This is a genomic window from Limosilactobacillus alvi, from assembly GCF_016900115.1.
GTDB classification, from domain to species: Bacteria; Bacillota; Bacilli; order Lactobacillales; family Lactobacillaceae; genus Limosilactobacillus; species Limosilactobacillus alvi.
Map to the genome: position 1 here is coordinate 1 of NZ_JACJJQ010000047.1, position 12,004 is coordinate 12,004.

The 12,004-nt window shown below is 41.8% G+C and carries 15 protein-coding genes and 1 pseudogene; 3 read left to right on the top strand and 13 right to left on the bottom strand.

Annotated elements, in window-relative coordinates; all coding sequences use genetic code 11:
- The 8 genes and pseudogenes from H5993_RS09740 to H5993_RS08175 form a co-directional block, all read right to left on the bottom strand.
- A pseudogene (locus H5993_RS09740) lies at positions 1-67 on the bottom strand (IS200/IS605 family transposase); the annotation flags it as partial.
- Positions 68-747: 680 nt separating this feature from the next.
- A complete protein-coding gene (rplS, locus tag H5993_RS08145; protein ID WP_180869755.1) occupies positions 748-1,107 on the bottom strand; it encodes a 50S ribosomal protein L19 in 360 nt (119 codons plus the stop codon).
- A 121-nt stretch (positions 1,108-1,228) separates the two neighbouring features.
- On the bottom strand, positions 1,229-2,659 hold the full coding sequence (locus tag H5993_RS08150) for an APC family permease (protein ID WP_204776976.1): 1,431 nt from the start codon (positions 2,657-2,659) through the stop codon (positions 1,229-1,231).
- The gene (trmD, locus tag H5993_RS08155) at positions 2,659-3,408 is read right to left on the bottom strand and encodes a tRNA (guanosine(37)-N1)-methyltransferase TrmD (RefSeq protein ID WP_180869759.1); all 750 of its coding nucleotides are present in this window, start codon (positions 3,406-3,408) and stop codon (positions 2,659-2,661) included. Before trmD ends, H5993_RS08150 begins: the two co-directional genes overlap by 1 nt.
- Complete coding sequence (rimM, locus tag H5993_RS08160; protein ID WP_204776977.1) at positions 3,408-3,914, bottom strand: ribosome maturation factor RimM; 507 nt, start codon at positions 3,912-3,914, stop codon at positions 3,408-3,410. Before rimM ends, trmD begins: the two co-directional genes overlap by 1 nt.
- 57 nt (positions 3,915-3,971) lie before the next feature.
- The gene (locus H5993_RS08165; RefSeq protein ID WP_180869762.1) at positions 3,972-4,232 is read right to left on the bottom strand and encodes a KH domain-containing protein; all 261 of its coding nucleotides are present in this window, start codon (positions 4,230-4,232) and stop codon (positions 3,972-3,974) included.
- Between the two features lie 12 nt (positions 4,233-4,244).
- Entirely contained in the window at positions 4,245-4,520 is a 276-nt protein-coding gene (gene rpsP, locus H5993_RS08170) for a 30S ribosomal protein S16 (protein WP_180869764.1), read from the bottom strand.
- Positions 4,521-4,604: 84 nt separating this feature from the next.
- Positions 4,605-4,955: a winged helix-turn-helix transcriptional regulator gene (locus H5993_RS08175; protein ID WP_204776978.1), complete on the bottom strand. Its 351-nt coding sequence runs from the start codon at positions 4,953-4,955 to the stop codon at positions 4,605-4,607.
- A gap of 147 nt (positions 4,956-5,102) precedes the next feature.
- Here H5993_RS08175 and H5993_RS08180 point away from each other — a divergent pair, with 147 nt between their 5' ends.
- Both H5993_RS08180 and H5993_RS08185 read left to right on the top strand, forming a co-directional pair.
- Complete coding sequence (locus H5993_RS08180; protein ID WP_204776979.1) at positions 5,103-6,206, top strand: LLM class flavin-dependent oxidoreductase; 1,104 nt, start codon at positions 5,103-5,105, stop codon at positions 6,204-6,206.
- The gene (locus H5993_RS08185) at positions 6,203-6,766 is read left to right on the top strand and encodes an NADPH-dependent FMN reductase (protein ID WP_204776980.1); all 564 of its coding nucleotides are present in this window, start codon (positions 6,203-6,205) and stop codon (positions 6,764-6,766) included. Before H5993_RS08180 ends, H5993_RS08185 begins: the two co-directional genes overlap by 4 nt.
- Before the next feature lie 132 nt (positions 6,767-6,898).
- Here the strand turns inward: H5993_RS08185 and phoU are convergent, their stop codons facing one another.
- The 5 genes from phoU to H5993_RS08210 are packed head-to-tail and all read right to left on the bottom strand — an operon-like array spanning position 6,899 to position 11,033.
- Complete coding sequence (phoU, locus tag H5993_RS08190; RefSeq protein WP_180869770.1) at positions 6,899-7,600, bottom strand: phosphate signaling complex protein PhoU; 702 nt, start codon at positions 7,598-7,600, stop codon at positions 6,899-6,901.
- Positions 7,601-7,618: 18 nt separating this feature from the next.
- The gene (gene pstB / locus H5993_RS08195; RefSeq protein WP_204776981.1) at positions 7,619-8,359 is read right to left on the bottom strand and encodes a phosphate ABC transporter ATP-binding protein PstB; all 741 of its coding nucleotides are present in this window, start codon (positions 8,357-8,359) and stop codon (positions 7,619-7,621) included.
- A gap of 11 nt (positions 8,360-8,370) precedes the next feature.
- Complete coding sequence (pstA, locus tag H5993_RS08200; RefSeq protein WP_204776982.1) at positions 8,371-9,255, bottom strand: phosphate ABC transporter permease PstA; 885 nt, start codon at positions 9,253-9,255, stop codon at positions 8,371-8,373.
- 1 nt (position 9,256) lies between these two features.
- On the bottom strand, positions 9,257-10,150 hold the full coding sequence (gene pstC / locus H5993_RS08205) for a phosphate ABC transporter permease subunit PstC (protein ID WP_204776983.1): 894 nt from the start codon (positions 10,148-10,150) through the stop codon (positions 9,257-9,259).
- A gap of 1 nt (position 10,151) precedes the next feature.
- Positions 10,152-11,033, bottom strand: a complete 882-nt coding sequence (locus tag H5993_RS08210; RefSeq protein ID WP_204776984.1) for a phosphate ABC transporter substrate-binding protein — start codon at positions 11,031-11,033, stop codon at positions 10,152-10,154.
- A 116-nt stretch (positions 11,034-11,149) separates the two neighbouring features.
- On the opposite strand from H5993_RS08210, the gene H5993_RS08215 reads away from it, so the two are divergent.
- Complete coding sequence (locus H5993_RS08215; protein WP_180869778.1) at positions 11,150-11,884, top strand: winged helix-turn-helix transcriptional regulator; 735 nt, start codon at positions 11,150-11,152, stop codon at positions 11,882-11,884.
- Positions 11,885-12,004 lie beyond the last annotated feature (120 nt).

Sequence of the window (12,004 nt, forward strand, 5' to 3'; positions counted from 1 at the left end):
GGTAATTTAAGTTATATACGGAAGTTCTCCCATACGTAAGTCTATTTGTATCTTTCATGTCAATAATTATATCACATGTTTATCTATCCATGTGACCTAAAGGACAGAAAATTAGAGCAATTCATCACGTCCTTAAAAGAACGTGTTTCCTTGCCCGTTTTCAAAAAAAGCAAGCTTAATGATGTAAGAACCTTGACTTGTGGTCATCGGGGTTCTTTTTTATTTGTCCTTACTAAAGCCTTTATAATGAGTCGGTATTAACAACAAAATGATTAATCGAATTGGTGGAGAACCTGCTGAGGGAGCAATAGAATATTCAAAGCAAGGTCACCATTGTTAATGGTAAAGAAGTGATCTAAACCTACGATCATTTTTACTTTTCATGCTTCTCCAACCTAAAATTCCCCTTTATAAAAGAACCTACAATCGTTGGATTTTTTTCCAGCAATTGTTGGTTCTTTACATTTAAAGGGGGTGTATTACTTTTAAAATAGATAAACTCAATCCATTATGAATATTGTTATATCTGAACTACATCTAAAACCAGTTTTGGTATGAAACTCAACCAGATCCTAATTTTCAGTTACGGACTACTCATGGAACACTTATGACAGGTCAAAATAAACTGGAAAGTCTGTAAATTTTTTTCTACCTTAAACCTAAATTACCTGAAAACAACAAAATTTAATGAGGGTAATAATACATATGTAATAAAAAAAGAGCCCCATTTGGAGCCCTTTTTGGTAACTAGATGTCGCGACGCCGTTCAGCGATCCGAGCACCCTTACCAGTCCGTTCCCGAAGGTAGTAGAGCTTAGCCCGACGTACCTTACCGTGACGAACAACATCGATCTTTTCAACCCGTGGTGAGTGAAGTGGGAAAGTCCGTTCAACACCAACCCCGTTACTGATCTTCCGTACCGTGTAAGTAGCGGAAATCCCAGCACCATGGCGCTTAACAACAACCCCTTCAAACATTTGAACCCGTTCCCGGGAACCTTCCACGATCAAGGCGTGAACCCGAACCGTATCACCGGCCCGAAATTCAGGAATGTCGTTACGTAATTGACTTGCAGTAATCTTTTCGATCAATTGATTTTGACGCATAATTTTCTTTCCTTTCGCCGATATTCATTCTTTCCCTTGGGAACAGCGGAATACCGTTTTTAACGGCTAAAAAGCCACTAACAAATATATCATATTCTACTTGATTTCTCAAGCTTAAATTTTAATTTTGGCGGTTAACGAGAACTGAGTGGCGAATTCCATAAGTAAAGTAAACTAATAAGCCAATCACAAACCATCCAACCATTAACAGTTTCGCGTCGACATTTAAATTCCAAAAAATAAAGGCAGAAAAAATGGCAGAGATTGCTGGTAGCACCGGATAACCTGGCATCTTAAAAGATGCTTCTGGTAAGTCCTGGCCTTCCCGTTTTCGTAAGGCGTAGATCCCCAGAGAAACAAAAATAAAGGCCACCAACGTCCCCGCCGAAACTAATGTGGCTAAGAAGGTAAAGGGAAAGATCGATCCTAAGATCATTGCTAGAAACGTGATCGTCCATAAGGCCCGGTTAGGTACATGTCGGTGATTAATTTTCCCCAAGAACCGCGGTAACAAACCATCTCGTCCAAAAGCATAGATCAGTCGCGAGGACGCCAGAAGGATGGCAATTAAGGCAGAAAAGATCCCGATTAAGGCAACCACGGATAATAAGTTAGCCGTGAAGTTATGGCCTGCTTGACGTAACGCCCAAGCCGCTGGTTCAGCATTATTGGCATAGCGACTATACTTAAACATCCCCACTAAAACAAGCGACACCGCAATGAAGAATCCAGTCCCTAAAACTAAGGTTCCAATTAATCCCCGGGGCATTATTTTTTGAGGGTTTCGTGTTTCAGCAGTATTCGCTGCGATCGCATCAAATCCAACGTAGGCAATGAAAATTTGGGAAGCTCCCGCCATAATTCCCGACCAACCACCAAAAGTCGTTCCTGGCTTGTGTGGGGGAATAAATGGGAGGTAATTAGTCGGATGAATTGCTGTCAAGCCGACCGCAATAAAGAGAATGATCACCAACAGTTTAATAGCGACAATCGTATTTTCAATCCGACTAACTTGATGAACCCCATGAGATAGTAACCAGCCAACTACGAGGATCGCAAGGGCCGCGAATAAATCAAGGTAAGAACCCTTCCCAGGATTAAAGCCACCAGTTAAAGCAACCGGTAACTTGATCCCCAACGAGGCTAAAAATCCTTGCATATAAGCCGACCACCCTGAGGCAACAAAAGCGACCGAGATAAAATATTCAGCTAATAGCGCCCAACCTGCGACCCAACCGAAAAATTCACCAAACAAAACATTCATCCAAGAAAATGCCGAACCCGCAAATGGGAGTACTGATGATGTTTCAGCATAGGCTAAGGCCGATAAACCAGCCCCCACGGCTGCGACAATAAAGGCTAAGGGAACGGCTGGCCCTGTATGTTCAGCAGCCACAATCCCTGGCAGTGTAAAGATCGCGGTTCCAACGACCATCCCGGTTCCTAAACCGATTAAATCAATCGTTGTCAGCGTTGGATCCAAGCTTCCATCCTTTAACTGATAGATTGATGGATCTTCCTTAAGGAGGAGACGATGAAGAAGTGCTCCCATTATTTATCCTCCTGCTCGAGTTTAAGGTCTTGGAGAATTATCCGTTGCTCTGATGTCAACTTTGCGGTTTCTAAGAGATCTGGCCGCCGTTCAAGAGTGCGCCGTAGTGACTCTCTGATTCGCCATTCACGAATTTTTTGGTGATTTCCTGAGGTTAAGACTTCCGGAACCTTCCGCCCCCGAAAATCAGCTGGACGCGTGTATTGAGGATATTCCAAGAGGCCATTTGAGAACGAGTCCCCCATCGGAGAAGCCATATTTCCCAAAACTCCGGGAACAAAGCGGGCAGTCGCATCAATCATTACCATAGCTGCTAATTCGCCGCCAGTTAAAACATAATCACCGAGGGAAGCTTCATCAGTTACTAATTCACGGATTCGCTCATCATAACCTTCATAGTGACCACAAATGAAAGTCAGGTGTTCTTCTTGAGCAAGTTCACGCGCATAAGCTTGATCAAACCGCCGGCCGGCAGGATCTAACAAAATCACCCTTCCTTTGGGATAAGTGGCCTTCGTTTGCTCATTGATTGCTGCCATTGCATCAAAGATTGGTTGTGCCTGGAGTAGCATCCCCGCTCCCCCACCAAAGGGAGCATCATCAACGTGATTATGCTTATCGGTTGTATACTTCCGAAAATCTGTTACCTTAATGTCCAAGAAACCATCTTCTTGGGCGCGGCCAACAATTGATTGACCTAACGTTGCTTGAAACATATCCGGAAAGAGACTTAGAATATCAATACGCATTATTCGAGGCCCTCCAATAATTCAACTTCAACTCGGCCAGCATCAAGGTCGATCTTCTTAATCACATCGTCAATTACCGGTAAAAGTAAATCTGATTGTTTTGGCCGTTCAACTACCCAAACATCATTCGCCCCTGGGGCCAAAATTTCCTTGATCGTTCCAAGTTTACGACCTTCTAGCGTAACAACCTCTAATCCAATAATTTGATGGTAATAATATTCGCCTTCCGCTAATTCCGCTTGATCCGCTTCCGTTACTGCCAAAAAACAATCCCGGAAAGTTTGCACATCATTAATGCTGTCGAATTCGGCAAACTTAATTAATTCCATTCCCTTATGCATCCGCGCTTTTTCAACTGTGACCTTAATTGGTTTATTATCCTTTAAAATGATTAATTGTTTTCCTTGGGCAAACCGTTCTTCTGGAAAGTCCGTCGTTACCATCACTTTGACTTCTCCCCGGATCCCGTGATTATTCACGATTTTTCCTACGTGGTAGTAGTTCATCTTTTTTCTCCTTATATGAGCAAAAAGGATCGCGACAATTACTCGTCACGACCCTTTTTAATGGCGTTGATCATTGATTACTAACCTAATTTTCTTCATATTCACCCGCTTATCCCGGGCCCCTTCCACCAAAGTCCGTAATGCTGAAATTACATGTCCTTGGCGACCAATTACCCGGCCGACGTCAGCCGGATCGACGTCGAGAACGTAATCAAGATAACGCTCTCCTTCTCGCGGGGTGACCTTAACAGCCGCAGGATTTTTCACCAAAGGCCGAACTAAGACTAAGATTAATTCTGAAAAATCTGTCGTAACCATTAACCAATCCCATTACTTCTTAGCGTACTTAGCTTCGTGGAACTTTTGCATGACCCCAGCCTTTTGGAACATGTTCCGAACAGTATCGGAAGGTTGTGCACCCTTTTGGAGCCAGTCCATAACTGCGTCTTCGTCAAACTTAATTTCCTTTGGCGTAGTCAATGGGTTGTAAGTACCCAACGTAGTGATGAAACGACCATCACGTGGGGAACGTGAATCAGCAACCACGATCCGGTAGAATGGGCGCTTCTTAGAACCCATCCGCTTTAAACGAATCTTAACAGACATTCATTGACACCTCCTTGCCCTTTTTCTAACAGGTAATAATATACCAAGTTTCCAAATGAATGTAAAGGGTTTTTTCTTGACAGCTTAATTTTTTTCGGCATTTTTTTGCAAACGTTGCAAATGCTCAAGATGCTTTAGGCCCCAAACATGCAAAGTATCAAGCGTCGGCTCTAATTCTTTCCCATGCTTACTTAAAGAATACTCCACTTTAGGCGGAATTGTTGGATAAACCTTACGATCAACTAAATCATCTTCCTCTAATTCCCGTAGGGTTTGGGAAAGCATCTTTTTCGTAATTTCTGGTAATGACCGTTGTAGATCTGAAAAGCGCATCTGAGGATTCGCTCGTAATTGGATTAAAATTGGAATTTTCCACTTACCTAACAAACTACTCAAGCCATCATCAATTTTGCAGCCTACCGGTTGAAGGTCCATTTTAAGCTCCTCCTTTATTTTCCCATAATTATACCATTTCACTAGGTGGTTACGATAAAGTAACCTGATACCATTAAAGTGGCGTCTTCTTATCTCAGCGAACTTGCTTTATAATTACTTACATAAAGTTAGTAGGAGGGAAGATACATGTCAATGATACAAGATTACCGCTTTAACCCCAAAAATGGAATTGAATTCGGCCTCTATAGTCTAGGTGATCGGATGCCAGATCCCTTAACCAATGAATTTGTAAGTGAAAAACAACGGATTGATGAACTCGTCGAGACTGCCACTTTTGCTGAAGAAGCCGGATTAGACTTCTTTGGTCTCGGAGAAAGCCATCAAGAATACTTTGTAAGCCAAGCCCATGCTGTGATCTTAGGAGCAATCGCCAATGCCACCAACCGCATTAAAATCGGGTCTGATGCCACCATTCTCTCAACTTCCGACCCGGTCCGCGTCTTTGAAAACTTTGCCACGCTAGATTTGCTTTCTAACGGCCGCGCCGAACTAGTCGCCGGACGGGCTTCCCGGCTCGGACTCTTTAAATTATTAGGCTACGATGTTGAAGACTATGGAGACCTATTTGAAGAAAAATTCAAATTACTTTTAAAAATTGCGAATAATGAAAAGGTCACCTGGTCGGGTAAATTTCGGCCACCACTAGATAATGCTGAAATCTTCCCTAGGCCCTTAAACGGTAAAATGCCAATTTGGCGCGCTGTCGGCGGTCCTGCCCAAAGTGCTATTAAGGCTGGAAAAGCAGGTGTACCAATGACGCTAGCAATGTTAGCTGGCCCAGTTTCCAGATTTAAGGAAACTATCTACTATTACCGGCAAAGTCTCCGTTTAAATGGTTATGACCCAGCTGATTTTCCAATAACGACTGGCGGGGTCTTTTATACCGCGAAGGACATGTCAACAGCTTTACGTGAATATTACCCACGGCTAAACGTTGGAATGACCCGGGCAAATGGTTACGGCTTCAACAAACGGTTATTCGCGATGCAACGCGATCCACTCGAAGTAATGGCGATCGGCAATCCCGACGAGATCGTTGAAAAATTATTATATCAATATGAACAGTTTGGGATGCAGCGATACATTGCTCACATCGATTTTGGTGGGGTTCCCCATAAGAAAGTGATGGAAGAAATCGAAACCATCGGAACTAAAATCCTGCCAAAATTACGAAAGTATACCCAAACCTATGAAAGTGAAGCATTCCAGAAAGGCGGTATGAAAGAATGAAAGTTGTCTTAATATCCGGGGCAGTTACCGGTTCCAACACCTTCACTGTTTTAAAAGCGCTTCAAAAAGAATTAAATCAGCAGGCTCCCGAAGCCGAAGTCACCTTGCTTGATCTAAGAAATTTAAACTTGGTTTTTAGTGACGGACGTGATTTTCGAGAGTATGAAGGTGACACGCGTCTAGTGGCCGAAACCATCATGGCTGCCGATGCGTTAATTTTTGGAACCCCAGTCTACCAAGCTGGAATTTCCGGAGCGTTGAAGAATGTGCTTGACCTTTTACCGGCCCGAGCCTTAGCTGATAAAGTCACTACGGCAGTAATTACTGCCGGAAGTCCGCATCATTTTTTGATAGCCGATTACCAGCTTAAACCCATTCTCGCTTTCATGAAAGCAACCCTACTACCTGCCACCCTTTTTGTTGAAAGTAAAGACATCATTGATCATCAAATCGTAACTGATGAAATTAAGACCCGGGTAAAGCGGTTAGCTCAAGATTTGATTTTAACAACTAAATCCTACCAAGCTCAACTTCAATTACTTGAAGACGAATTATTCTAACATCAATAACCAAATAGAGGGGTCGAGAAGAAAAGCATGTTTCTTCCCGGCCCCTCTTTTATCGCCGAATGTTACTCAGTAACGACGCCCTATTAGAATTATTTTTACTTCTGATAATCTAGGTCCATTTAATTACATCTCTTTTAATTTTTTCTGCACTAACTTTGGATCGGCCTTTCCAGGATTAAGCTCAACAAGCTTTCCAGAAGCAATATAGATAATCCATTCTGCTAAATTTACAATATGATCTCCAGTTCGTTCAAGGGTTCGAATGATTCCCAGATAACTTTCAAAGACAGGAATTCTACTTGGCGTTTCTTGCATCGCTTTTAATACCGCTTTTTGTTGACTTACATAGATCACATCAATCTGAAGATCCATATTCGCAACTTCATAAGCCGCCTTCTCGCTTATATTCGCATAGGCGTCCATAACCTTTTCAAGCATCTGGCGAACGATAGTTGCTAACTTAGCAATCTCATTTTCAGTCGCAACAACATGGTGATCTTCATTTAAACTAACGGTTGCCCGAGCAATATGAGTAGTATAATCACCTATTCTTTCCAAGTCATTACTAGCTTTAAGGATACTAATAATCTCCCGAAAATCATTTGCAAGCGGCTGTTGTAAGGCCATTAACTTTAAGGCTCGTTTTTCTAGACTAATTTCTTCGTCATTCAAAGTATGATCACGATTTAATACCTTCTTTGCCAGTTCAACATCATGATCGAGAAACGCCTTCGTTGCCTGATACAGTTGCTCTCCGGTATCAATCCCCATTTCCATAAATCGCGATTTTAGTTTTTTTAATTCGGCATCGAAAATTACACTCATTGTATCGCTCCTCTATGCTTAACCAAATTTTCCACTTAAGTAATCTGCCGTTTGTTGTTCCTTTGGGTTTAAAAATAACTTTTCGGTTGGTTGGAATTCAATTAACTGGCCTTGTTCAAAATATGCAGTCCAATCTGAAATTCGCGAAGCTTGTTGCATATTGTGTGTAACAATAATTATCGTATAATTTTGCTTTAAGTCAACCAAAGTCGCCTCGATTTGGCTCGTCGAGATTGGGTCAAGCGCACTGGTGGGCTCATCTAGCAAAATAATCTCCGGTTTCGTTGCTAAGGTCCGAGCGATACACAATCGCTGTTGTTGACCACCAGAAAGGGCTTGGGCAGGTGATTTCAGCCGATCTTTCACTTCATTCCAAAGCGCTGCTTGTCGCAGACTCTCTTCAACTCGTTGATCTAAAAGTTGGCGATTTTTCTCTCCTCGCAACCGCAAACCATAAACTACATTTTCATAAATTGACATTGGAAAAGGAGTCGGTTGTTGAAAAACCATTCCAATTGCTTGACGAATCCGATAGACATTTGCGTTAGGCTGATTAATATCAACCCCATGAAAATTAATATGCCCATCAACGCTTGCAATCCCATCATTCATCCGATTGAGACTTCTTAATAAGGTCGATTTACCAGATCCGGAAGCCCCAATTAATGCAGTAATTTGATGGTCAGGAAAAGCCATTTCAATTCCCTTCAATACTGGATGCTCACTATACGTAATAGTTAAATTTTCAACTTCTAACATTACTTATCTCCTCATTTTTCAAGTCTTTTTGAAATCAAGTGGCCAATTAAGCGGGCCCCTAAATTAAAAAGTAAAATCGTTAAAACTAAGACCGCGGCGGCCCCGCTTGATACCGCACTGGCATCGGGAATTAGGCCTTCCGTATTTAGTTTCCAAATGTGCACCGCAAGTGTTTCAGCAGGTCGCATTGGATTTAAAAAACTGGTTGGCGAAAAAGGATTCCAATCTTGGTAATTAACAGTAATCGTACTTTGGCCGGCAGTATAAATTAGGGCGGCCGCTTCCCCGAAAATTCGTCCCGCACTAAGAATGGCTCCCGTTAAAATCCCCGGTAAGGCAGCCGGAAGCACTATTTTTAAAATCACCTGCCACTTAGCCATCCCCAGTCCCAGTCCGGCCTGACGTTGCAAGTTTGGCACCTGACTAAGTGCTGTTTCACTAGTCCGGGTTAACAATGGAAGGTTTAGAATGGTCAAAACTAAGGCACCAGCTAAGAGTGAAAAATCTAGTCCCCATTTTAAAACAAAAACTAAGTAACCAAATAAACCGATCACAATTGAGGGTAAAGAACTAAGAACTTCAATTGCTAATCTTAAACTGTCCGTAAACCAATTTTGCTTTGCATATTCGTTTAAATAAATTGCGGCTCCTAAGGCTAAAGGTACCGAAATAAGTAAGGTTAACACTACCAAGTAAAAAGAATTAAAAAGCTGATCGAAAATTCCGCCACCGGTTTCAAAGGATTGCGACGAACTCGTCAAGAAATGCCATGAGATGTGAGAAATTCCAGGAATTAATATTAAACCGAGGACGGTTATCACTAATCCGACAACAGCTAATGCTAACAGTAAAATAAGAATAGTAGCAATTCGATCAATTCGCTCTGCCTTGGTCATACTATGCTTCCTTTCTTGTAACGAAGTGCATCAAAAGATTAAAAACTAACGACATCCCGAGTAGAATTAAGGCCAGCGACCAGAGAGCATCATTAGCCGGGGTACCCAGAATGGTATTTCCCATTCCGGTTGTTAAAACACTGGTAATAGTAGCTGCGGACCCCTGAATAGAAGGCATGATGGCCGCATTCCCTATCACCATTTGAACCGCTAAGGCTTCCCCAAAAGCCCGGGCCATCCCAAAAATTAATGCTGTTAATATTCCTCCTTTAGCTGCGGGAATAACGATTCGGGTAATTGTTTGCCAACGAGTGGCTCCTAACCCAGCCGAAGCCCGTCGTTGATCTTGATCAACTGCTTGAAAGGCATCAATTATCATCGAAGTAATTGTTGGCATAATCATTAAGAATAGCACGACGCTTGCGGCGATAATCCCAAACCCGGTTCCACCAACCAATTGCCGAACAATGGGAACCACTACTGTTAACCCAATTAGTCCGTAAACCACGGAAGGAATCCCGACTAAGAGTTCAATTATTGGCTGAATTATTTTTTTAGTAATCGGCGGTAGGATTTCAGTAACTGCAACCCCCACTGCTAAAGCAAACGGAAGCGCGATTAACCCAGCAACCATCGTTACTAATAACGAAGTAATGATCATTGATGCGGCCCCATATACTTCATTTCCCGGTGCCCAGACAGTTTTAAAAATGAATTCTTGAAAACTAACACCATCTTTAAGAAAAAGTTGACTTCCTTTACCAACTAAAAAAAGGAGAATTATTCCTACTAAGAGGCCAATCATGAGAATTGACAAACCGGTTATCCCCCGGCCTACTCTTTCTTGAGTTCTTTCTTTCGACGGCCCCATTAGATACTTTTCCCAGTTTTTCATCTTAATTTTCTCCCTTCATCGGGGTCACTTTCCCATTCGCATCTCGTTGTACTTCCATATCGTGAACACTTACATAGTGAGCCTTTTTAATCAACTTTTTCTGAATTACTGGCGATTGCATGTAAGTAATAAATTGATTAGCTTCCTTCTTAGCGTGCTTCTGTGTATACATGTGCTCATAGGACCACAATGGCCACTTATTAGTAATAATATTCTTTGAGTTCGCTGTAATACCATTTAATTTGATGGTCTTAACAGACTGATTAACGTAAGGTAAAGAAACATAGCTGATTGCCCCTGGAGTATTGGCTACGATTTGCTTAACCGTTCCATTTGAATCTTGCTCCTGAGTCACCATTGCTGGCCTCCCTTTTAAAATCACTTGTTCAAACGCTACCCGAGTTCCACTCCCTTCAGCACGATTAATTACCGTAATAGCCAGGTCCGGTCCCCCAACTACTTGCCAATTTTTTATTCTCCCGGTAAAGATATCCCGAAGCTGCTGACTTGTAAGGTTTCGAACTGGCAGGTTTGGATTCACAATTGGAACGATACCAGAAACAGCAATAATATGATCTTTCAACTGACCAGCTTGAACTCCCGCTTTTTGTTCTGCAAAGACATCAGATGACCCAATATCAACAGCCCCTGCTTGGACTTGACTTATACCTGTCCCTGATCCCCCCCCCTGGACGGTTAAGCTAATCTGTGAATTTTTTTTTAAGAATCCTGGTACTGCAGCTTCAGTTAAAGGTTGTAGAGCTGTTGAACCAACATTAGTAATTTTGGTTTGCTTTAACTGCCCACTTGTATGTGCTTCCCATGCCCCCCAAACAAGCGCAATTCCCAAGGTACATAAAACAAAAGCAATTATTTTTTTCATGTTTGTATTATCCTCAAATGTTGTTTTCCTACCTTTTCCATGGTACAAATAAAGCATAAACAACGACTGTAAAGGCTAATTATGAAGAATGTAAAGATTTGGTAAATTATGAGGTGATGACAATCCAAAAAATACTGTTGCTATCAAAAGATTCCTCGTTTCAAACCCGGCTTGAAAAAATCGGTATTCAAAAAGACTGGCAAATTACTTCGCTTACTACCGCAACCCAAAGCGTTACTACTCTATTCTCGGCGACTTTTGACTGTGTAATTTGGGATACGGCAGCATGTAACCTAGATACCACCTTAGCAACCTTAATGCTAATTCGGCATGATTTTTTTAAACCCATTCTTGTCTTAAGTGACACCAAGGAAGCCCGCGTTCAACGCAAACTGTACCGAACTAGAATTGATGGTATCTTCAGTCGTCAAATTGCTATGGATGTCTTTTGCGCCTATCTCGAACAAAAATGGTGGCTTTACCAGCAAATTGTTAAACATCGTCAATTAAATCAACCAAAGAAGGAAAAACCACAGCAACTTATTACTATCGGTCCTATTCAAGTTGATCGAACTCATTTTGAAGTTAGCAAAAACAAAAAATTAGTCAGCTTAACCAAGAAAGAATTTCAGCTTTTAAATTACTTAATCAGTCATCAAGGGCAAGTCCTTAGTCGCGAACAACTCTTAAATGGCGTTTGGGGGTATGAATTACTTGGTAGTTCCCGGATTGTTGATATTCATATTTCGCATCTTCGCGATAAACTTGAGGTTGATCCAAAGAAACCTAAGCTTATCAAAACCGTGCGCGGATTTGGTTACCGATTAGTAACAGAAGTCAATTCGCTTTAAGCTATTTACTTTTGATTGTACTTATTGGCCACTACGTTGGATTGTAAGCGGTGAACAACTGCACGTATTGATAAAATAAAGAACGGACTAAGCAATTTCTTAGCCCGTTCTTTATTGCTA